Consider the following 21517-nt stretch of genomic DNA (forward strand, 5'->3'; position numbering starts at 1 on the left):
CCTATGGCAGGTATGGGGACCATGATGGTACGCGCAAGTCTGTGAACTGCGTCGGAATCTCCGAGCGTGCACGACCATTTGTCGATACCAGCATGAGTACGCCCCGTCCCTGTTGACGGGTAGCATAAATTAACATAGTGCCGTTCGGTGAGACAGTAGGCGACTCATCCAAAGACGTTTCTGTTAAAACCCTCAGATTGCCCCGTTTGAGGTCTTGAGTAGCAATCTGAAAATTACGGTAACCTTCCTGACGATGCACCATCACCATGGTGCGACCATCGACGGAAAGTTTGGCGTTGGCGTTGTAGTTGCCAACAAAAGTCAGGCGCTCGGTAGAGCCACCATTAATGTTCTGTTTGTAAATCTGCGGCTTGCCGCCCCGATCCGAGGTGAAGGCGATGGTGTTGTTATCCATCCAGCTCGGCTCGGTGTCGATCGAAAAATGGTTGGTGATGCGACGCAGCTGCTTGCTGCCCAGGTCCATCACGTAAATCTCGGGATTCCCGTCTCGCGACAATACAAAGGCCAAGCGGTTGCCATCCGGCGACCAGGCCGGCGCTCCGTTCAAGCCTTCAAAATTGGTAATGCGCTCGCGGCGACCAGTCTGAATGTAGTGCACATAAATTTCCGGGCGACGCGACTCAAAAGACACATAGGCAATACGCTGACCGTCCGGGGCGTAAGACGGGCTCAGAATCGGCTCGCGTGACTGCAGCAAGGTAGAGGCGCGCGCGCCATCATAGTCCGAACGCTGCAAGGTATAACGCGTATTATCGGCAGAAAAACGTTCGGCTGCGACATACAGCAGCTTGGTGTTGAACGCACCCTTGATACCGGTAATCTCTTCAAACACCTCGTCACTCAGATGATGCGCCATGTCACGCAATTGCGCTTTGGTGCCGCTCACCGTCTTGGCCAGCAAGACCTGTTCACGCAGGATGCTGTAGAGACTGTAATTCAGCTCGTAGCGATCGGTTCCAGGCTGATTGCTAACCTGCCCCACCACAACGTAATCCACGCCAATCATTTTCCAGTCGCGCGCGTTGATTTCTTCTCCGCGAACCGGATAACTCAGCATGTTGTTGCGCTCCATCGGCGCGAACATACCGGTGTTACGCAAGTCGTTAGCGCTGATTTGCGCCAAGTCTTCCGACAATGGCGCACTACCCTGCCAGCCAAATGGAACAACGGCGATAGGGGTAGCCTTGTCTGTACCCTTGGTAATCTCAATTGCGTCCTGTGCCAACGTCAGTTGCGCTGTACACAGTGCAATCACTGCAATCAAAGCTTGCGTGAATCGTTTCATCAGAATGCCAGATCCTCTGGTTTGAAGCGCAACAGCCGTTGTCTGTACATACGGTCAAATGCTGCGGGATTATCGCGCGATAGCGTTTGCATTTCCGGGATTCGGCCCACATTTCGAACGGCCTGCACCGCGGATTGATCAAACCCGGGGTCGCCGCTTGAACGAGTGACCACCACGTCGGTAATTTGCCCCGTAGGCAACATGCTCAACTGAACCTCAACCACCATGCCGTTCCGCGCAGTCGGTGGTCTACGCCACTGCTCGCTTACATAGCGACGAATAACATCGTCATAGCTCGCCGCCACCTGTTCGCCTGGCCGGTCGGCCTGAGCCTGCTGGTACTGCGTGTCGTCAGCAAGCAGATCTGCCAGCGCTTTGGCCTTGGCGTCTTCCTGTGCTTTGCGCGCCGCGTCAGCTTCAGCACGCTTCTTCGCCTCTGCGGCTTCCGCAGCCTTGCGCTTGGCGTCTGCCTCGGCCTGCGCCTTGCGCTTGGCTTCTTCTTCCGCCTTTTTGCGAGCGGCTTCTGCTTCAGCACGCTTCTTCGCAGCCTCGGCTTCGGCAGCGCGCTCAGCCTCCTCGCGTTTTTTGGCAGCCGCGACTTCCGCCGCTTTACGCTGCGCCTCAGCTTCCGCTTTGGCTTTTGCTTCAGCCTCGCTCTTCGCCTTGGCTGCCGCAGCAGCAGCTGTCTCGGCGGCCTTCTGCTCCTGCTCTTGTGTCTTTTGCGCCTGTTCGGCGGCTGCGCGCTGGGCTTCTTGCTGCTTCTGCTGCGCCTGTTTTTGCTGCTCCTGCTGTTGCTTCTTGCGCTCCAGCTCTTCTGCTTCATGGCGCTGCGCAGCAGTGCGCTGAGCCTCACCGGCGATTTTTTGATCGGTCTGGGTGGTTGCCGGGCTCATGGAGTCCAGCTGCACCAAGGTGGCCTGCACAATCGGCCGGGCCGGCTCAAAACTCGGTGCCGTGGCAAAGGACGCAAACAGCAAAATAGCGATCGCCAGGTGCACTGCCAGGGCTTTCAGCAACGGCGCTGAATAACGCCCGGACGTGTCTACCCGCCGGCGGTTCTCTGGCGTATTCACGGCGCCTCTGTGATCAGGCCAACGTTAGGCACACCGGCCTGCTGGAGCGCGCCCATCGCGGTCATAATCACACCGTAGTTCGCTGCCTTATCACCGCGGATGTACACCAAGGTGTCCGGCTTGGCGCGCATGATCTTGGTCACGCCGTCGGTCATCGCTTCAAGTGACACCGCACTGTCGGTCTGATTCTCGGTATCCACAGCCTCGCCCAGGTTCCAGTAATAACTGCCATCGGCCAACACCGATAGCGTCAGCACCTGCTGGTTGCTGTCCGAAGGCAGCACCTCGCTGGACACCTGCGGCAAATCCACCTTGACGCCCTGATTCAGCATGGGAGCGGTCACCATGAAAATCACCAGCAACACCAGCATCACGTCGATATAGGGTACGACGTTCATCTCGGCGACCGGTTTGCGCTTCTGGCGACGGCCCTGCATGTGCATCGACATAGTTACTCCGCCTTACTCATCGCGCGAGTGAACGCGGCGATGCAGGATGCTGGAAAACTCTTCAGCAAAGGTGTAGTAGCGGCCGATGAGCATTTCCGAGCGTGCTGCAAAGCGGTTGTAGGCAACAACGGCCGGGATAGCCGCAAACAGACCAATAGCGGTAGCAATAAGCGCTTCGGCAATGCCGGGCGCGACCGTTGCCAGCGTCGCCTGCTGCACCGTGGCCAGGCCACGGAAGGAATTCATGATGCCCCATACGGTACCGAACAGCCCCACGTAAGGGCTGGTCGAACCGACGGTCGCCAAAAATGGCAAATGCTGCTCCAGCTTCTCTTCTTCGCGGGAGATCGCAACGCGCATGGAGCGCTGCACGGCATCCATGATCGCATCGGGATCAACTCCGGACTGCTGACGCATGCGCGAGAACTCCTTGAAGCCCGCGCGAAAAATCTGCTCCAGACCGGAATCTTCGTCCGGCGAGCCAGTTACCTGACGGTACAATTGTGACAGGTCAACCCCGGACCAGAAGCGATCTTCAAAATCATCCAGCGAGTTCTTTGCGGACCGCATGAAACTGCTGCGTTGGAAAATCATAACCCACGACACAATGGATGCGGTCAACAGCGTCAACATGACCAGTTGCACCAGCACGCTGGCGCCTGAAATAAGGTGCCACATCGACATTTGATCAGCTTGCACGCTTTACCACTCCTCGCTTACTCATGGGTTCCCTACGTCGTTATCGGCTTGCGCCCAGTTTTCAAAGGCCATGCGCATGCTCTCAGGTATCGCCCGGGGCCGGTAACGGTCAGCACTGACGCACGCCACCAGAACCTCTCCTTCACACAGCAAGTCGCCATCCGCCCGCGACACATGCTGGCGAAAGCGAATACTCGCACGCTTGGTTTCCAAGACAGCCGCAGAGACGACAAGTTCATCATCGAGTCGAGCAGGCGCGTGGTAGCGTGCCGTCACAGAGTGCACAACAAAGATGACGTTCTCTCTTTGCAGAGCACTTTGATCAAACCCAAGAGTGCGGACCAGCTCTGTCCGCGCACGCTCCATAAACTTAAGATAATTAACGTAGTAGACGATGCCGCCGGCATCGGTATCTTCAAAGTAGACGCGGGCTCTCAGCACGAATGGCGGCCCTGGACGTTCAACGCGCATAATGTAGAGCCAAGTTGACGTTTTGCATAGTGGGCAAACTCGCTATTTGTAAAATATTTTTTCAGGGCGAATCCGGTGCCGCCGGATCGCCGAACAGGTCAGCCGACAAGGGCGCCATGCGGCTCGGCAGATTCAGGCCGAAATGCAGGTACGCATGCCTGGTTACCACTCGCCCGCGTGGCGTGCGCATGATAAACCCTTGCTGGATCAGATAGGGTTCCAGCACATCCTCGATAGTGTGTCTTTCCTCGCTGATGGCGGCAGCCAGGTTGTCGATACCCACCGGGCCGCCGTCGAATTTGTCGATCATTGTCAGCAGTAGGCGCCGATCCATATGGTCAAAGCCTTGCTCGTCGACGTCCAGCAGGTTCAACGCCTTGTCAGCAACCTCACGGGTAATCGCGCCCTGGCTGCGAACCTCGGCAAAGTCCCGCACCCGGCGCAACAGGCGGTTGGCGATACGCGGTGTACCGCGTGAGCGGCGCGCAATTTCACGGGCGCCTGCCGGGTCCATTTCCAGGCCGAGAATACTGGCCGAGCGCCCGACGATAGTGGCCAGATCATCAACGCCATAAAACTCCAGGCGCTGCACAATACCGAAACGATCACGCAGTGGATTGGTCAACATGCCGGCGCGGGTAGTGGCACCCACCAGAGTAAACGGCGGCAAGTCCAGCTTGATTGAACGCGCGGCGGGACCTTCGCCAATCATGATATCGAGCTGGTAGTCCTCCATCGCCGGATAGAGAATTTCCTCTACCACCGGCGAGAGCCGATGAATTTCATCGACAAAGAGCACATCGCCGGCTTCCAGGTTGGTCAGCAACGCAGCCAGATCACCGGCCCGCTCAAGTACGGGTCCGGAGGTGCTTTTGATCTGCGCGCCCATTTCCTGGGCGATAATATTGGCGAGCGTGGTTTTACCCAGGCCCGGCGGGCCAAAAATAAGCACGTGGTCCAGCGCTTCGCCGCGCCCCTTGGCGGCTTTGATGAACAGCTCCATCTGCTCGCGCACGGCCGGCTGGCCAATGTACTCGGCCAGTTTGAGCGGACGAATTGCCCGATCAATAACCTCTTCCTGTTGCCGCGGGGTAGCGGCAATCAAACGATCTTCTTCAAGCATGCGGTGTCCATCGTGGTAGGGCGTGCGGGCTGCTTACACCATGCCCTTGAGTGCGCGTCGAATCAACTCTTCGCTGGAGAGCCCAGCCTCATCAACTGCAGATACGGCCTTACTGGCCTCCTGCGGCTTGTAGCCAAGGGAAATCAACGCACTGACGGCATCGACACTGGGTTTGGCCGCGGCGGTGGTCGGCGCCCCTGTGACCAGCGGCAGACTGCCGGGCGAGGCCTCCCAAGCCTTGAAACGATCACGTAATTCGATCAGCAGACGTTCAGCGGTTTTCTTGCCAACGCCGGGCACACGCACTAAGGCGCTGACATCCTGGTGCTGTACCGCCATCACCAGCTCGTCTACGTCCATACCGGACATCAAGGCCAGGGCCAGCTTCGGGCCAACGCCGTTGAGACGAATCAACTCACGAAACAGCTCGCGCCCGCGCTTGTCGGCAAAGGCGTAGAGCAGCTGGGCATCTTCTCGCACCACCATGTGGGTGTGCAGTGTCACGCGCTCCCCGAGCGCGGGCAGCAGATAAAAAGTGCTCATGGGCGCATCCAGCTCGTAGCCCACACCCTGCACATCCAGCACGATATGGGGCGGCTGTTTCTCCAGCAGCACTCCAGTCAATCGACCTATCACTCAGCTATGTCTCCCTTGTTTTCCCGCTTGCACGTCAGCGCCTACGGAGCCGACCGGAACGCAGCGCCAGAGCCGAATTACCCAACTGCTGCTGCACGCCGCTAAGGTGTGCGTGGCAGAGCGCAATCGCCAGCGCATCGGCGGCATCAGCCTGGGGAGTGCCGCCCAGCCCCAACAGTTGCGTCACCATATGCTGCACCTGCTTTTTGTCGGCAGCACCGGTGCCAACGACGGATTGTTTCACCTGGCGGGCGCTGTACTCGTTGACCGCTAACCCGGCATTCACTGCAGCAACAATGGCCGCGCCACGCGCCTGGCCCAGTTTCAGAGCAGAATCCGGATTACGCGCCAGAAACACCTGCTCAATGCTGACCACGCTGGGCTGGTACTGCCCAATCAACTCGGTCAGGTATTGGAATATTTTCTGCAGGCGCTCTGGAAAGGGTCCATCACCCAGCCGAATGCAGCCGGAGGTGACGTACTCGCAGCGCCCAGCCTGCAACTTCACAATACCGAAGCCGGTAATACGCGAACCGGGATCAATCCCGAGAATCACTGCCATTGCGCCACTGCCTCTGTGATCCGCTGACGCTTGCCCGGCCCGTCATTGAGCCAAACGTTTGCTATAAAAAAGGGAGGCACCAGCCTCCCCTCGGGTCAGAGTCTACGCCAGGTTTACCCCAGCTGCTCCATGATTTCGTCACTGATTTGCGCATTGGAATAGACGTTCTGCACGTCGTCCAGATCTTCCAGCATATCCACCAGTCGCACGATCTTTTCTGCACTATCAAGATCCAGCTCCGCAACCGTATCAGGAATCATGGCCACGTCAGCCGACTCAATTCCAAAACCTGCCGCCTCAAGGCTTTCGCGTACCGCAGCAAAGTCTTCAAACCGGGTAAAAACGTCAAACGAACCATCCTCGTTGTCGACCACATCTTCTGCTCCAGCTTCCAACGCCGCCTCCATCAGGGCATCCTCATCAACCCCAGGAGCGAAAGTGAGCTGGCCACGGCGCGTAAACAGATAGGCCACCGAACCATCGGTACCCAGATTGCCGCCGCATTTGTTGAAGGCATGGCGTACCTCGCTGACGGTACGGTTTCGGTTATCAGTCATCGCCTCGACCAGAATGGCGACACCACCGGCACCGTAACCTTCGTAGGTCAGCTCTTCCATGTTGTCGGCATCGTTACTGCCAGCACCCCGGGCGATGGCACGGTCAACGGTATCGCGCGTCATGTTGGCGGCTAGCGCCTTGTCCACCGCGGTGCGTAGCCGCGGATTATCCGCTGGATTGCCGCCGCCCACCTTCGCCGCCACCGTCAGTTCACGAATCAGCTTGGTGAAAATCTTGCCGCGTTTGGCATCCTGCGCGGCCTTGCGGTGCTTGATATTGGCCCACTTGGAATGACCGGCCATAAACCTCGACTCCCGTTTCCGGAATACATTGCCCCGCCCCGCCAAAGGCAGGGCAGGTCTTGCCTGTTACTCGACCTTGGTCTGTTCACGCAGGCGAATATTCAGCTCGCGCAATGCCTTGTTGTCGACCAGCCCCGGTGCCTGAGTCATAACGCAGGCGGCACTTTGAGTTTTCGGGAAGGCAATTACTTCACGAATAGACTGCGCGCCCGTAACCAGCATCACCAGACGATCCAGACCGAAGGCCAGGCCGCCGTGCGGTGGCGCGCCGAACTTCAGCGCATCGAGCAAGAAGCCGAATTTCTCCTGCTGCTCTTCTGGGCTGATACCCAGAATATTGAATACCGCCTGCTGCATTTCCTTACGGTGAATACGAATGGAGCCACCACCCAGCTCGGTGCCGTTAAGCACCATGTCGTAGGCACGAGACAGGGCAGTAGCCGGTTCGGCCTGCAGCTCTTCCGGGGAGCACTTGGGCGCAGTGAACGGATGATGCAGCGCAGACAGCGAACCGTCGTCGTTCTCTTCAAACATGGGGAAATCAACGACCCAGAGCGGAGCCCATTCGCACGTCAGCAATTCCAGATCACCGCCCAGTTTGATGCGCAAGGCACCCAACGCCTCTGAAACGACCTTGGCCTTGTCAGCCCCGAAGAAGACGATATCGCCATCAACGGCACCCACCCGATCCAGGATCACCTCAAGGTTGTCTTCCGGGATGAACTTGACGATCGGCGACTGCAAGCCTTCCAGCCCCTTGGCACGCTCATTGACCTTGATGTAGGCCAGACCCTTGGCGCCGTAAATGCCGACGAACTTGGTGTAGTCATCAATTTGCTTGCGCGGCATGCTGGCTCCGCCAGGCACGCGTAGCGCTGCAACACGCCCCTTTGGATCATTGGCCGGACCGCTGAATACCTTGAATTCCACACCCGCCAGTTGATCAGCAACGTCAACCAGCTCAAGCGGGTTACGCAGATCCGGCTTGTCGGAGCCATAGCGACGCATGGCTTCTGCAAAGGTCATGTGCGGGAACTCACCCAGCTCTACGTCCAACACCTGTTTGAACAGCTGACGAATCATACCTTCGGTCAGCCCCATGATATCGGCTTCGTCAAGGAAGCTGGTTTCAATATCGATCTGGGTAAACTCCGGCTGACGATCAGCACGCAGATCTTCGTCGCGGAAGCACTTAGCAATCTGATAATAACGATCAAACCCAGAGACCATCAGCAGCTGCTTGAATAGTTGAGGCGACTGCGGCAGGGCGAAGAAGTGGCCAGGATGGGTACGGCTAGGCACCAGATAGTCGCGCGCACCTTCAGGAGTAGCGCGAGTCAGAATCGGTGTTTCCACATCCAGGAAGCCATTTTCATCCAGGTAGCGACGAATGCTGCTGGTGATCTGCGAGCGCAGCTTCAGCTTGGCGGCCATCTCCGGACGGCGAAGATCGATAAAACGGTAACGCAGACGGATTTCCTCGCCAACGTCGGAGTATTCATTCAGGGGGAAGGGGGGCGTTTCTGCCTGGTTGAGCACTTCCAGTTCATAGCCCAACACTTCAATCGCACCGGAGGCCATGTTCGGATTCACCGCACCCGCAGGGCGCGCGCGCACCTTGCCGCGGATACGCACTACGTATTCGCTGCGCACACCATCAGCCAGCGCAAAGGTTTCTTCACGGTCAGGGTCAAACACTACCTGAGCCAGGCCTTCACGATCGCGTATATCCAGGAAAATCACCCCACCGTGGTCGCGACGACGATGAACCCAGCCGCAAAGAGTAATTTCCTGGTCCGCCAGCGTTTCGTTCAGCTGGCCGCAATAATGGGTACGCATCATGGTGTGGTGCTTCCTGTGATCGGCAATAATGGGCATATCCGACGGCACTGACTGGGCCGCCGAGACAGGTGCCTGGATAAAAACGGCATAATATACCCGAAAACGCCCTCTCGATGGGAGTCATAAGCGAGACAGCTCGCCAGCAATAGCGTGCAAGCAGAGTCCGCGCCGATTCTCGATAGGCCAGTGCCAGAAATTCAACACCATTGCTCCGGCCAAGGAAGGGCAAAACAGCGGCGCCTACTGGAACTGCCGCGCGAATTATCGCTCTGACCAGTACGCGCCTTTAAACCCGCACTGTAGCGCTTGAAATTTAACCAGGCAGCAGACAGTCCAAACAAAGGTGTCAAGACCACCAAGGAGCCATAATGAAAATCGATATCGGCATCACCGAAACGGATCGCGCAAAAATTGCAGATGGCCTGTCCCACCTACTGGCCGACACCTATACGCTTTACCTAAAAACCCACAACTTCCATTGGAACGTAAAGGGCCCGATGTTTCAGACACTGCACCTCATGTTTGAAACCCATTACAATGAGCTGGCCCTAGCGGTTGATGATATTGCTGAGCGCATCCGCACCCTGGGCTTTCCGGCGCCCGGCACTTACAAGCAATTTGTAGAGTTGAGCTCGATAAAGGAAGAAGCAGGCGTCCCCGAAGCCAAAGAGATGATCAAACTGCTGGTGGAAGGCCACGAAGCCTGCGTGCGTACGGCTCGCTCGATTTTCCCTGTTTGCGACGAAAGCCACGACGAACCCACGGCAGACCTGCTGACCCAGCGCATGCAAACCCATGAAAAGACCGCGTGGATGCTGCGGAGCCTGCTGGAAAGCTGAGCAACATCCGCTGGCGGTTCGGGCACCGCCAGCCTCCCCTGATATACCTTGGTAGCAAAGCGAAATTCAGGTTAGAGTGCGGCGCGGCTAAAACAACTAACTCGCCGCCCCATTGACGTTTCTCGCAACATTACCATCTAAGTATTCAGGGTGAACATTTTGAAAATCCTTCGTTACCTGCATTTGACCATCGGTCTGGCGGCTTTGCTCGCTGGCCTCTACAGCATTATTCCCTTCCTGACTGAAAACAGCCCGATCAACCACCTGGGCCTACTTGCTCTGCTCACAGGCCTGATCAATCTGCAGCAATTCAACCAGCGCGAGCAAGCCTGCACAGGTCTCCCTGGCGCCATTGCCTTGCTGGCGTCCGCCCTACTGATCATTGCCGCCTGCGGGCCGTTCAGCGCATTACTGATAGACAGTCGCCTCGCGCCGTTCGCCATATGGGCGCTAAGCTTGGCCATTGTGGGGGTTTGCTTGCACACCCTGCTGGTGCTGGGCTGCGAACTGAAAACCCTGTTGGCTAATCGTACGCCTGCCACGGAATCAGCAAGGGAACCAGCCAAACCCACTCGCAAAAAGGGTGAAAAGCGCGAATCCGGCACCGTGAAGTGGTTCAACACCAACAAGGGTTTCGGCTTTATTTCTCGCGACTCCGGCTCTGACATCTTTGTGCACTTTCGCGCTATCCAGGGTGACGGTCAGCGCTTCCTGCAGGAAGGCCAGCGCGTCAGCTACGTCGTCGCCGAGCGTGAAAAAGGGTTGCAGGCAGAACAGGTTGAGATTATTGGCTAAAGCTTTCCCGTACGCCTACTGACTGTCGGCGTACGGATTCCCCACCCTGTGGCAAACAACTACCAATTAATAATGGGGTGGCGGCTGATTTTCATCAATCGAGTCACCCGGCATCAATGATGCAATGTCCGATTGCCGCTTTGCGATCAGCTGCAATGAACGCTCCACCCGGTCCAAGGCAATTTGCTGCTGCCCCAAAGCGTCATTCAAACTTTGGATGGTATCGTCCTGGAATGCCAACCGCGTTTCCAGCTCATCCACTCGCGCCAATAGCGCATCAACTTCTTGTCCTGTCATAGCGCCAGCTCCGCAAACCTAAACTCCAACGCAAGCGCATCGCGCAATGGCTCGAGTACCGCCTGCACTTCCGAACTGCCATAAGGCGTCGCAGGAAACTTGCCCCATACAGGTGCGGGCCAGGCAGCATCATTGCGATAGCGCACAATATGGTGCACGTGCAACTGACTGACCATATTGCCCAAGGCAGCCACATTCAACTTGTCTGCGCCAAAGACATCATATAAGACACGTGACAAATGGATGGACTCACGCTGCAACTGAAGCTGATCACCCTCCTCCAGCTGAAATACCTCCGTGACACCCGCCCTGCGGGGCACCAGGATAAACCAGGGGTAATGAGAATCATTACTTAGAAGTAATTTACATAAAGGGAAATCGCCTACCGTGATGCAATCTTTATCCAGCTGTGGATGCACTTCAAACATCGGGCTACTCCAAAAAGCAGACAAACTAAAAATGAATGCGTCTCAACAGACGCGCAAAAACAAGCATTAAACTGACTTTAATTACAGCCTGTTCACAAAAACGAACGAAAATCGTCGATAAAAAGTCCTTAGTGCTTTATAAATTCAGCGCGACAAGGTACTGTTTTTCAAGCGCTTGCTTTCGTACACTATACTTTGATGCTTTAATGTAACGCGAAAACAAGAACGTCGGGCCTGCCAAGAGCCTCATGTTTTTTTATATCAAGGAGCACACCAATGAAAAACGCAGTTAAATGGAGTTCCCTTGCACTTGCGGTAGCAGCTGGTAACGGCATGCTGGCGAGCAGTGCAATGGCAGAAGGCGAAGGCTTTGTAGAAGGTGCCTCTGCCACCCTGTACAACCGTACCGTCTATTTCAACCGTGATTTCCGCGATGGCGTTGACGGCAACGGCATTGGCAAGCGCGAAGAGTCGGCCACCAGCTTCCTGATGAACTTTGAGTCCGGCTACACCCAAGGTCCCATCGGCTTCGGCGCAGACGTGGTTGCCTCCATGGGCATCAAGCTCGACAGCGGCCGTGGTCGCTCCGGCACTGGCCTGCTGCCTCAGGAAGATGATCTGAGCGCACCTGGCGAATACTCTGAAATCCGTGGCGCTGTAAAAATGGCCATCCTGGATGACACCGTTCTGCGTTACGGCGTGCACTTCCCGGAAAACCCGGTTGCGGCCTACGACGATGCGCGACTGCTGCCAAGCCACTATGAAGGCTACAGCATCACCAACAATTCGATTGACGCTCTGTTCGTTGAAGCCGGTCGCCTGACCGACCGCGGCGAAATGGCCAGCTCCAGCGAAACAGACGGCGCTATCCGTGAAGGCGAAGACCTGACCTACGTGGGCGGTACTTACACCTTCACCGACAACCTCAGTGCCACTTTGTACGGCGCAGAAGCTGAAGATTTCTACGATCGCTACTTCCTGGGTGCTGATTGGACCCTGCCGCTGGGCGACGCTCTGAGCCTGAACACCAACTTCGCCTATTACGACACCAGCGACGAGAACGGCAGCGACGGTGAAGAAGTCGACAACCAGGCGGCCTCTTTGGCCTTCACGCTTGGTGCTGGCCACCACGCCTTCGGCGTTGCTTACCAGCAGATGAGCGGTGACGCTGGCTACTACTACACCGATGGCGACATCTTCCTGGCAAACTCCATCCAGTATCTGGATTTCAACGCCAAGGACGAGAAGTCTTACCAGGCTCGTTACGACTATGACTTCGAAGGCCTGGGCATCCCCGGCCTGAGCTTCATGACTCGTTACATTGCTGGTACCGACATCGACACTACTGCCACCGGCACTCAGCGTGATTCTCGTTGGGAACGTGACAGCGAGCTGAAGTACACCGTACAGAACGGCTCTCTGGAAGGCCTGAACATTCGCTGGCGTAACGCCACCATCCGTCAGGATGCGGCGATTGACGGCGGCGATGTTGACGAAAACCGTCTGATCGTTGGTTACACCTGGAACCTGCTCTAAGCAGCCCAGTAGTACTACGATAAAAAAACCCGGCTTCGGCCGGGTTTTTTTATTGATACGCATCACCCAATCAAGTCTATCGGGCAGGCTGTACGCCACCTCGGCACAATCGTACAATACCGCCCATATCTGCCCGCAATTCCAGGACAAGCCTCGCCCATGCGTACCAGCCAGTATCTGATCTCCACCCTGAAGGAAACCCCTTCCGACGCCACCGTCATCAGCCACCAGCTAATGCTGCGTGCTGGCATGATTCGCAAGATCGCTTCCGGTCTGTATACCTGGCTGCCGATGGGCTTGCGCGTACTGCGCAAGGTTGAAGCAGTAGTACGCGACGAGATGGATAAGGCCGGAGCTCTGGAAGTCTTGATGCCCGCCATCCAACCCGCTGAACTGTGGCAGGAGTCCGGTCGCTGGGAGCAGTACGGCCCTGAACTGCTGCGCCTGAAAGATCGCCACGATCGCGATTTCTGCGTGGGACCTACGCATGAAGAAGTCATCACCGATCTGGCACGCAACGAGATCACCAGCTACAAACAGCTGCCACTCAACATGTACCAGATTCAGACCAAATTCCGCGACGAAATTCGTCCGCGTTTCGGTCTGATGCGCGGCCGTGAGTTTCTGATGAAGGACGCCTACTCCTTTCATCTCGGCCAGGAATCTCTGCAACAAACCTATGACGGCATGTATCAGGCCTATTGCAATATATTTACCCGCCTTGGCTTGGATTTCCGCCCGGTAGTGGCCGACAATGGCTCCATCGGCGGCGAAGGCTCGCACGAATTCCATGTCCTGGCCGAATCAGGCGAAGACGCCATCGTATTTTCCGACAGCGGCAGCTACGCAGCCAACATGGAGAAAGCGACCGCCCAGCTACCACAAGGCGAGCGCCCGGCACCCAGCCAGGACAAGAAACTGGTCGATACACCGGATCAGTTCACCATCGATGCGGTCAGCAGCTTCCTGCAGTTGCCTGCCAGCCAGTCGGTGAAGACCCTCATCGTTCTGGCAGCAGAGGAAGAAGACAAGCCGCAGGCGCTGGTCGCGCTGGTACTGCGTGGCGACCATGAACTGAATGAAATCAAGGCAGAGAACCATCCTGCCATCAAGGCGCCGCTGACCCTTGCCGCTGAAAGCCAGATCGTCGAAGCCGTCGGCTGCAAACCCGGCTCCATCGGTCCTATCGGTATGGACATCAAGGTGATCGCCGATCACAGCGCCGCCCACTTGGCCGACTTTGTCTGTGGTGCCAACCAGGACGGCAAACACTACACCGGCGTCAATTGGGAACGCGATGCCAAATTTGATGAAGTCGCCGATCTGCGCAACGTGGTGGAAGGTGATGCCAGCCCTGACGGAGATGGCACTCTAGTGATCAAGCGCGGCATTGAAGTAGGCCACATTTTCCAGCTTGGCCAAAAGTACAGCCAGGCGATGAACTGCACCGTGCTCAACGAGCAAGGCAAGACCGCCACCCTGACTATGGGCTGCTACGGCATTGGCGTATCCCGCGTGGTCGCAGCGGCCATCGAGCAGAACTACGATGACCGTGGCATTCTCTGGCCAGACGCACTAGCACCCTTTCAGGTGGCTTTGATACCGATGAAGCTGGAAAGCTCCGAAGCAGTGCAGCAGGCAACCCAAGCACTGTATGACGGCCTGCTGAAGGCTGGGGTTGAAGTCCTGCTAGACGATCGTGACAAGAAGGTTTCTCCTGGCGTCAAGTTCGCCGACATGGATCTGATCGGCATTCCGCACCGGGTGGTCATCAGTGATCGCGGCTTGGCTGAAGGCCAACTGGAGTACAAGTTCCGCCGCGACCAGGAAGCGACCACCATCAGTGCCGACGCCATGCTTGAGCACCTGCTGGCTCGACTGCAGCGCGCCTGATGAACACGGCAATTAACACTTTGACCTATGCCCGCCTTATCTGGGCGGGTACGGCGTTTGCGCTGCTGCAAGCCTGCGCAACCCAGCCAGCGCCCTCGCCTGAAACGGCGAGCGGTCGTATCGAACGCGAACTGGTCAGCCACAGCCTGCATATTGATGCTGGCGAGCAGCGTGTAATGGATACGCCACATCGCAGCATCAAAGTCACCGAGAGCCGCCTGTTCACCCTGACCCAATTTGATAGCACCGGCAACCAACTGGACCAACAGGATCAGTTCCAGAGCCTGCCTTGGGCCAACCAACTGGTCGACCTCGCCGTGGGTGAGGTGCGGATCAGTCGTCAGACCGACCAGGACGGCCAGTTCAGGCTGAACCTGCTGGATGAAGACTTTGTGGGGCTCAACTTCGACGAGGTTCGGGTCATCACGCTTAGCGCCAGTGCTGGCCCCGGCGTACAGACCGAAACCACTCTGCTGGTTGATCGTGACCTGCGCGGCAAGCTGCAAGAAGCCGAGCAGCTGATTTACGACAATCTGGAAGAGGATGACGTAAATCAGTGGGTTTTCCGCGTCCAACGCCTGGCTGAGCTCGGCCTCAACGAGGAGTCCAGTCAGCTGGAAAACATGTTGATTCTGTTGACCACCGGCGATCCCCAGTTGCAGGGGGACTTCATCCAAGCCCTGGGCGAAGCCACACCAGGCGAGTAATTGCCATGCTCACACGGACCGTGACGCTTATACTCATTCTGCTCAGCGGCAGCGGCCATGCTGCAACAACAGAACAGGTCGACCCGGAACTGAAAGCCGCGCTTATGCGCACAATAGCCCAAGCCGAAAGCTTCAACGACCGCTTCGACGCTGAGGTTTGGCTGCTCGACATGTCCACCCGCCTCGCCCCCTTCATAAAAGATGAAGAGGAGCGTCTGACGATGCTACGCCTGGTTCACCGCGAGGCCCGTCAAGCCAAGCTCAAACCGGACCTGGTGATTGCGGTAATGCATACGGAAAGCCTATTTGACCGATACGCCCTATCCAGCGTTGGCGCTCAGGGAGTTATGCAGATAATGCCGTTCTGGAAGGCCGAGTTGGGTCGTCCAGACGACAACCTGATCGACCTTGCCACCAACCTGCGCTACGGGTGCGCGATCCTTAAGTTCTACCTCGACAAGGAGCACGGCAACCTGCGCCGCGCTCTTGCCCGCTATAACGGCAGTCTTGGCAGCAATCGCTACCCCGACAAGGTGCTCGATTACTGGTATACCTACTGGTACGTCAACGAGTAATCACAGCTGCACAAAGCCGGCGATGTCCTGCCAAGCGCAAGCGCTCACCGCCACTTCTTTCACCTGCGCACTGTCCGGCCCCTGACGCAGCCAGGAGACCATCGATTCCACCGCCGCGGACTCACCGCAGAGCAGCACGCTGACGCTGCCATCGTCCTGATTGCGGACCCAGCCGTCGACCGACAACCGTAGAGCCTTCCGCACCGTTGCTTGGCGGAAACCGACCCCTTGCACCTTGCCGCTCACCACGACCTGTATGCAGATTGTACTCACAGTCACCTCGCCGGTTAGTTCCCAGGCGCCAGCAGCGGCGCTATATCATCGTAGTGCTGCGGGCCATGCAAGGTATGCAGCAACGTGCCCTGCTCATCTAGGATATAAGTCGTGGGAAGCACCTCCGGCCTGGCCAACCCGCGAGATTCGGCAAAGTCGTGCCCGAGCACGGAGAACTCGATACCCATTTTCTCGCTCGCAGCAAGCAGTCGCTCCCCAGTCGCGCCATCAAAGTCGATACCGATGACCCTGGCGTCGGGAAAATCCCCGGCCAAGCGATTCAATTCGGGTAGCTCGGTACGGCAGGGTGCACACCATTGCGCCCAATAATTCACCACCGTCCGGTGACCACGCAGGGCATCATCGGTTATTTCGCTGCCATGCTGATCAATCCAGCCAGCAGGCTCGCAAGCCGCAAGCAAAAAAGCCAATGTAGCCATCATTAGTGGGCGACGTACAAACAACATCAAGACACTCCGTCAGCCGCTCTTTGCGGCTTGGTTACAACCGGCTGCGGGTCTATCAGCCAATGCTTGACGCTACCCTGCATCGCCGCGCGCCGCTTCGCATCAGCCTCGGCCAGCGCTTCGCTGAAAGCCGGATACCAGTCACCCGCACCCACCACTGCGGCCGGCAGTTGCTCACTGGTCAGTATAGGCTCGGGCATACGCTCGAGTAGCGTCGACAACTCCAAGGTCGCCAGATCACGACAGAGCACGTAGCAACCCTGCTGAGTACGGATAATGATCTGTTCCGCTTCCAGCCATTCGGTGAGGCGTACCCATTGCTCCTCATGCAGGGTCCAGCCAGCGTCGTTGACCCGCACCATGTCCACCTGCTTGCCTTCGCGCTGCGCTTGCAGGAAAACGCGGAGCACCACCAGCAGATTGATCATCCAGGGGTGTTCAGGACGACGCCAGGCGGACCCGCTACCCATATTGCTGACCACCTCGGCACCCAGCAGGATGATCATCCAACTGACGTAAATCCACAGCAGGAAGATGGGCACTGCGGCGAAGGCGCCGTAGATCAGCTGGTAACCGGGAAACAGTTTGACGTAGAGCGCAAAGCAAGCCTTGGCTCCTTCGAACAACAGCGCCACCAGCAAACCACCAATAAATCCATGGCGCAGCGGCACCCGGGTGTTGGGTACGGCGACGAACAGCAGAGTAAACGCGGCAATGCTAAGCAGCAGCGGCAGCCAGTACAACACGACTTGCCAGGCGTACCCCAGGACCACACCCTCACGCAGAAACGATATGGACGCCAGGTAGGTACTCACCACAAAACCGGCGCCCAACAGCAACGGCCCCAAACTCAGCACCGCCCAATACAGCAGAAAGCTCGACAACCCACGGCGGGGCTGGCGGATGCGCCAGATGGCATTGAAGGCTTTTTCGATATTTACCAGCATCATCAGCGCCGTCACCATCAGCAGCGCCACCCCGACGCCGGTGAGTTGTCGTGCCTGAGTCGAGAATTCGCCGAGATATTCGCGCAGGGCAGCACCAGTAGAGGGGACGAAGTTATTGAAGATAAACTCCTCCACCTGGCCACCCACCTGATCGAAGGCCGGGATGGCGGCCAGCATGGCATAGGCCACGGTCATCACCGGCACTACGGCAAATAAAGTGGTGTAGGTCAGCGCCGCCGCATTCTTGATACAGTGATCCTCACTGAAGCGGCGCAAAAGATGGCGGCAAAAGTGCAGGAACACATTCAGTTGACGCGGCATTCAAGCTCCCTGACAGCCCGGTACATTAACGCTTAGAATAAACCCCATCATCCGCTTAGGCCACCCAGCTTCACGCAACTGGCCCACTCGCCAAGGAGAAAAGCATGTCACAGGTCACTATCTACCATAACCCGCGCTGTTCCAAATCGCGCCAGGCACTCGAACTATTGGAAAACCAGGGTGCAGACATCGAAGTCGTTCGCTACATCGACGACCAATTGAACAATGCCGAACTCAGTGAGCTTTTGCAGTTGCTGGGCATGAGTGCGCGCGAGCTTATGCGCAAGGGCGAGGCCGTCTACAAGGAGCTCAATCTTGATAACCCTGAGCTCAGCGAGGCGCAATTGGTGCAAGCCTTGGCCGATTATCCGCGCCTGATCGAGCGCCCCGTCGTGGTCCGCGACGGCAAAGCAGTGATCGGCCGGCCGCCAGAGAAAGTGCTGGAGCTGTTCGCATGAGCGCAGCCTCACCTTATGTACTGGTGTTGTACTACAGCCGCCACGGCGCTACCACAGAGATGGCCCGGCAGATCGCCCATGGTATCGAGCAGACCGGTATGGAAGCGCGACTGCGCACCGTACCGCCAGTCTCCGCAGAGACCACCAGCACGCTACCGGCCGTGCCGGCCGAAGGCGCCGTCTACTGCAGCGAAGAAGACCTGAAGCACTGCGCCGCCCTGATACTCGGCAGCCCCACCCGTTTTGGCAATATGGCCGCCCCCATGAAGTATTTCATCGATGGCACCAGCAACCTGTGGCTGGCTGGCAGCCTGTGCAACAAGCCCGGCGCGGTATTCACCTCCACCGCCAGTTTGCACGGTGGTCAGGAAGCGACACTACTGTCGATGCAATTACCCCTGCTGCACCACGGCATGCTGCTGGTTGGCCTGCCCTACACTGAGGCCGCACTGACCGAAACCCAGGGCGGCGGCACGCCCTACGGCGCCAGCCATCATGCCGGCAGCCAAGGCAACCGCAAGCTGGACAAGCATGAGACCGACCTCTGTGTGGCACTGGGCAAACGTGTGGCCAGTATCACCCGGCAGTTGGAAGCGGGAGCGGCGCGTGTCTAAAGCCCCCAAACTGCTTCCCAGACTGAGCTACCTGCAGCCGCGCATCACCATCAGCCGATGGATTTCACTGGCAGGTTATCTTGGTCTGATACTCGGCATGCTGGCTTACAACCTGTTCATCGCTGACCTGCACGGCGCCAACCCAGTCATCATCATCGGCGTTCAGCTACTGCCGTTGCTGATCTTTCTACCTGGAATGCTGAGCGGGCACGTGCGCACCCATGCCTGGCTGTGTTTCGCCATCAATCTGTATTTTATTCAGGGAGTATTGATCTGCTTTCAGCCAGGGCGGCTGAACTATGGGCTGTTCATGAGCGGATTCAGCGTGCTCTATTTTGTTGCCGCGCTTTACTTTGTGCGCTGGTCATTCCAGGCGCAGCGGGTGCGCCAGGGCGAACCTACCGTCTGACCTACCAGCCCATCTCGCGCTTGACGAAGGGAATCGTCAAGCGATGCTGAGCCTGTAGGGAGGCCTGATCTAATCGCTCCAACGCGGCAAAGAGCTCCACCATGCCCCGCGCACCACGACTGAGAATGTAGCGCGCAACTTCGTCATTGAGCTGCAGGCCTCGCTGCGCAGCCCGTAGCTTCAACACCTCCTGCTTACCCTGATCATCCAACGCCTGAAGCTGAAAGACCAATCCCCAGCCAAGTCGTGACACCAAGTCAGGCAAACCGATATCCAGTGCTCGTGGCGCAGCGCCAGCAGCAATCAACAGGCGACCGCCCTGCTCGCGCAAGCGGTTATATAAGTGGAACAACGCCTCTTCCCACGCCGGCCGACCGGCAACGGCATCCAGTTGGTCAAGGCAAAGCAGTTCGACCGACTCCATGCCATCGAGCAGCGCGGGCGACTCATCCGCCAGCTCATCCAATGGCAGGTACATGGCCAACCCATCAGAATCAGCAACAGCGTGACAGGCTGCCTGCAGCAAGTGTGAGCGGCCGGAGCCCTCAGCGCCCCACAGGTACAGACAGCTGTCCTGCGGCTGCTGCTGCAAATCGGCAAAGTCGCGAACGGCGGCCACCACAGCATCATTCGGCCCGTGAAAGTAATTGGCGAATGTCGCTTCGTCGCGCAGCTTGATGCCCAGCGGTAGCTGTATCGGTTGCCCGCCTGCCATTACTTCTCTTCCACCTCGCTCGACTCCACTGCGTCATTCACATCTGCTGCCACCAAAGGCTTGCCGTAAGCGGCAGACTCGCGGTAACGCTGATAAAAGTACCGCAACAGCACCATGATCACAGCAGCCAGCGGCAGGGCGAGCAGGATACCAACAAAACCAAAGAGTTGCCCGCCGGCAAGGATCGCAAAAATTACCGCGACCGGGTGCAAGCCAATGCGATCCCCCACCAGAAGGGGCGTCAGCACCATACCTTCAATCATTTGGCCAACGCTGAACACGGCAACCACGGCAATCAGATGGAACAGATCGCCAAACTGAAAAACGGCTGCCAGCAGAGCAGCAACAATACCCACAAAGAAACCCAGATAAGGCACTATGCTGGCCAGCCCCGCCAGCAGGCCAATCAGCAAGGCCAATTCCAGCCCTACCATCCACAGCCCAAGCCAGTAAATGACGCCCAGGCAACCCATGACCAGCAACTGCCCGCGAATAAAGGCGCCCAGCACCTCATCGCAGTCGTGCATCAGCTTGGCAACCAAAGGCTCATGGTGGCGGGGAATCATGTCGCGGCAGCGCGCAACGATCAGATCCCAGTCGCGTAGCAGGTAAAAACTGACAACAGGGATCATCACCAGATTGGCCGCCAGGGTCATTAGCGCCATGGTGGACTTGGTCGCCTTGGCGATCACCGCCGCAACCACGCTGGTGGTCTGACCCAGGTGTTCTTTTAGGCCCTCGCGGACAGCATCAAGGCGGAACTCGCTGACCGCTATACCCAGCTTGGCCTCTACCCAGGGCAGCGCTCGGTTATGAAACCAGTCGATCATCGCGGGAATATTTTCACGCAGGGTTTCGATCTGATGCCCCAGCATGGGTATCAGAATAATCAGCGCAATCACCAGAATACTGCTGGCGACCGCAAACACCACCACCACCCCAAGGGTGCGCGACAACCCGTGATTCTCAAGGCGATCAACCAGCGGATCACCAAGATAGGCCAGCAACATACCAATCAGAAACGGCGACAGAATCGGTTGCAGAAAGTAAACCAGCGTCATCAACAGGACGAAACCAGCGGCCCAGTACCAGCGGTAATCCGATGTCATATTGCATCCATCCTTAGCGAGTAGCCGCACCGGGTCAGCCGCGCGGGCGCCTGGCACATGAAGACAGCATTATCAGAGGGGTCAGCATCAACGCCCTCTGGCACAGGCCTGAC

The 21517-nt window shown here is 57.5% G+C and carries 26 protein-coding genes; 9 read left to right on the plus strand and 17 right to left on the minus strand.

What is annotated here, in order from left to right:
* Nucleotide 1: 1 nt before the first annotated feature.
* The 10 genes from tolB to aspS all read right to left on the minus strand — a co-directional run bounded on the left by tolB (nt 2) and on the right by aspS (nt 9021).
* A complete protein-coding gene (gene tolB, locus V7747_RS00735) occupies nt 2-1306 on the minus strand; it encodes a Tol-Pal system beta propeller repeat protein TolB (protein WP_335614148.1) in 1305 nt (434 codons plus the stop codon).
* Nucleotides 1306-2379 (minus strand): cell envelope integrity protein TolA, encoded by a 1074-nt coding sequence (tolA, locus tag V7747_RS00740; RefSeq protein WP_335614149.1) that lies wholly within the window; start codon nt 2377-2379, stop codon nt 1306-1308. Before tolA ends, tolB begins: the two co-directional genes overlap by 1 nt.
* Nucleotides 2376-2816, minus strand: coding sequence for a protein TolR (gene tolR, locus V7747_RS00745; RefSeq protein ID WP_442909166.1), 441 nt, complete (start codon nt 2814-2816; stop codon nt 2376-2378). The genes tolA and tolR overlap by 4 nt, the downstream gene beginning before the upstream one ends.
* A gap of 24 nt (nt 2817-2840) precedes the next feature.
* Entirely contained in the window at nt 2841-3512 is a 672-nt protein-coding gene (gene tolQ, locus V7747_RS00750; RefSeq protein ID WP_335614469.1) for a protein TolQ, read from the minus strand.
* Between the two features lie 36 nt (nt 3513-3548).
* Nucleotides 3549-3998: a tol-pal system-associated acyl-CoA thioesterase gene (gene ybgC / locus V7747_RS00755; RefSeq protein ID WP_335614151.1), complete on the minus strand. Its 450-nt coding sequence runs from the start codon at nt 3996-3998 to the stop codon at nt 3549-3551.
* Between the two features lie 61 nt (nt 3999-4059).
* Nucleotides 4060-5121 (minus strand): Holliday junction branch migration DNA helicase RuvB, encoded by a 1062-nt coding sequence (ruvB, locus tag V7747_RS00760; protein ID WP_335614152.1) that lies wholly within the window; start codon nt 5119-5121, stop codon nt 4060-4062.
* Nucleotides 5122-5154: 33 nt separating this feature from the next.
* Nucleotides 5155-5757, minus strand: a complete 603-nt coding sequence (ruvA, locus tag V7747_RS00765; protein WP_335614153.1) for a Holliday junction branch migration protein RuvA — start codon at nt 5755-5757, stop codon at nt 5155-5157.
* 34 nt (nt 5758-5791) lie between these two features.
* Nucleotides 5792-6319: a crossover junction endodeoxyribonuclease RuvC gene (gene ruvC / locus V7747_RS00770; RefSeq protein ID WP_335614154.1), complete on the minus strand. Its 528-nt coding sequence runs from the start codon at nt 6317-6319 to the stop codon at nt 5792-5794.
* 113 nt (nt 6320-6432) lie between these two features.
* The gene (locus V7747_RS00775) at nt 6433-7179 is read right to left on the minus strand and encodes a YebC/PmpR family DNA-binding transcriptional regulator (protein ID WP_335614155.1); all 747 of its coding nucleotides are present in this window, start codon (nt 7177-7179) and stop codon (nt 6433-6435) included.
* Between the two features lie 66 nt (nt 7180-7245).
* On the minus strand, nt 7246-9021 hold the full coding sequence (gene aspS / locus V7747_RS00780) for an aspartate--tRNA ligase (protein WP_335614156.1): 1776 nt from the start codon (nt 9019-9021) through the stop codon (nt 7246-7248).
* A gap of 368 nt (nt 9022-9389) precedes the next feature.
* Between aspS and V7747_RS00785 the strand changes: the two genes are divergently transcribed.
* Together V7747_RS00785 and V7747_RS00790 are read left to right on the plus strand one after the other, a co-directional pair.
* A complete protein-coding gene (locus tag V7747_RS00785; RefSeq protein ID WP_335614157.1) occupies nt 9390-9860 on the plus strand; it encodes a Dps family protein in 471 nt (156 codons plus the stop codon).
* A gap of 159 nt (nt 9861-10019) precedes the next feature.
* Entirely contained in the window at nt 10020-10655 is a 636-nt protein-coding gene (locus V7747_RS00790) for a cold-shock protein (protein ID WP_335614158.1), read from the plus strand.
* A gap of 66 nt (nt 10656-10721) precedes the next feature.
* On the opposite strand, the gene V7747_RS00795 is transcribed toward V7747_RS00790, so the two are convergent.
* Together V7747_RS00795 and V7747_RS00800 are read right to left on the minus strand one after the other, a co-directional pair.
* Complete coding sequence (locus tag V7747_RS00795; protein ID WP_335614159.1) at nt 10722-10952, minus strand: SlyX family protein; 231 nt, start codon at nt 10950-10952, stop codon at nt 10722-10724.
* Nucleotides 10949-11380 carry an HIT domain-containing protein gene (locus tag V7747_RS00800; protein WP_335614160.1) on the minus strand — a complete coding sequence of 144 codons (432 nt, stop codon included), beginning with the start codon at nt 11378-11380 and terminating at the stop codon, nt 10949-10951. The genes V7747_RS00795 and V7747_RS00800 overlap by 4 nt, the downstream gene beginning before the upstream one ends.
* Nucleotides 11381-11656: 276 nt before the next feature.
* Here V7747_RS00800 and V7747_RS00805 point away from each other — a divergent pair, with 276 nt between their 5' ends.
* From V7747_RS00805 to V7747_RS00820, 4 genes are all read left to right on the plus strand, one after another.
* Nucleotides 11657-12916, plus strand: coding sequence for an OprD family porin (locus tag V7747_RS00805; RefSeq protein ID WP_335614161.1), 1260 nt, complete (start codon nt 11657-11659; stop codon nt 12914-12916).
* A gap of 159 nt (nt 12917-13075) precedes the next feature.
* A complete protein-coding gene (locus V7747_RS00810; RefSeq protein ID WP_335614162.1) occupies nt 13076-14809 on the plus strand; it encodes a proline--tRNA ligase in 1734 nt (577 codons plus the stop codon).
* Complete coding sequence (locus V7747_RS00815) at nt 14809-15516, plus strand: hypothetical protein (protein WP_335614163.1); 708 nt, start codon at nt 14809-14811, stop codon at nt 15514-15516. Before V7747_RS00810 ends, V7747_RS00815 begins: the two co-directional genes overlap by 1 nt.
* A 5-nt stretch (nt 15517-15521) precedes the next feature.
* A complete protein-coding gene (locus V7747_RS00820; protein ID WP_335614164.1) occupies nt 15522-16091 on the plus strand; it encodes a lytic transglycosylase domain-containing protein in 570 nt (189 codons plus the stop codon).
* Here V7747_RS00820 and V7747_RS00825 read toward each other — a convergent pair whose 3' ends face one another.
* From V7747_RS00825 to V7747_RS00835, 3 genes are read right to left on the minus strand one after another with little or no spacing between them, the layout of a single operon-like run.
* The gene (locus tag V7747_RS00825; protein ID WP_335614165.1) at nt 16092-16364 is read right to left on the minus strand and encodes an acylphosphatase; all 273 of its coding nucleotides are present in this window, start codon (nt 16362-16364) and stop codon (nt 16092-16094) included.
* Between the two features lie 14 nt (nt 16365-16378).
* Nucleotides 16379-16831, minus strand: a complete 453-nt coding sequence (locus V7747_RS00830) for a TlpA family protein disulfide reductase (RefSeq protein ID WP_335614166.1) — start codon at nt 16829-16831, stop codon at nt 16379-16381.
* Nucleotides 16831-18099: a YihY family inner membrane protein gene (locus tag V7747_RS00835; protein ID WP_335614167.1), complete on the minus strand. Its 1269-nt coding sequence runs from the start codon at nt 18097-18099 to the stop codon at nt 16831-16833. Before V7747_RS00835 ends, V7747_RS00830 begins: the two co-directional genes overlap by 1 nt.
* 104 nt (nt 18100-18203) lie before the next feature.
* Between V7747_RS00835 and arsC the strand changes: the two genes are divergently transcribed.
* Genes arsC through V7747_RS00850 form a run of 3 tightly spaced genes read left to right on the plus strand, consistent with a single transcriptional unit; the run spans nt 18204 to nt 19580 of the window.
* A complete protein-coding gene (gene arsC / locus V7747_RS00840) occupies nt 18204-18557 on the plus strand; it encodes an arsenate reductase (glutaredoxin) (protein WP_335614168.1) in 354 nt (117 codons plus the stop codon).
* Nucleotides 18554-19171, plus strand: a complete 618-nt coding sequence (gene wrbA, locus V7747_RS00845) for an NAD(P)H:quinone oxidoreductase (RefSeq protein ID WP_335614169.1) — start codon at nt 18554-18556, stop codon at nt 19169-19171. The genes arsC and wrbA overlap by 4 nt, the downstream gene beginning before the upstream one ends.
* The gene (locus V7747_RS00850; RefSeq protein ID WP_335614170.1) at nt 19164-19580 is read left to right on the plus strand and encodes a DUF2069 domain-containing protein; all 417 of its coding nucleotides are present in this window, start codon (nt 19164-19166) and stop codon (nt 19578-19580) included. Before wrbA ends, V7747_RS00850 begins: the two co-directional genes overlap by 8 nt.
* 1 nt (nt 19581) lies before the next feature.
* Here the strand turns inward: V7747_RS00850 and hda are convergent, their stop codons facing one another.
* Together hda and V7747_RS00860 are read right to left on the minus strand one after the other, a co-directional pair.
* Nucleotides 19582-20295 (minus strand): DnaA regulatory inactivator Hda, encoded by a 714-nt coding sequence (gene hda / locus V7747_RS00855; RefSeq protein WP_335614171.1) that lies wholly within the window; start codon nt 20293-20295, stop codon nt 19582-19584.
* Complete coding sequence (locus V7747_RS00860; RefSeq protein WP_335614172.1) at nt 20295-21404, minus strand: AI-2E family transporter; 1110 nt, start codon at nt 21402-21404, stop codon at nt 20295-20297. Before V7747_RS00860 ends, hda begins: the two co-directional genes overlap by 1 nt.
* Nucleotides 21405-21517 lie beyond the last annotated feature (113 nt).

Source organism: Halopseudomonas sp. (genome assembly GCF_036960865.1).
Lineage (GTDB): Bacteria > Pseudomonadota > Gammaproteobacteria > Pseudomonadales > Pseudomonadaceae > Halopseudomonas.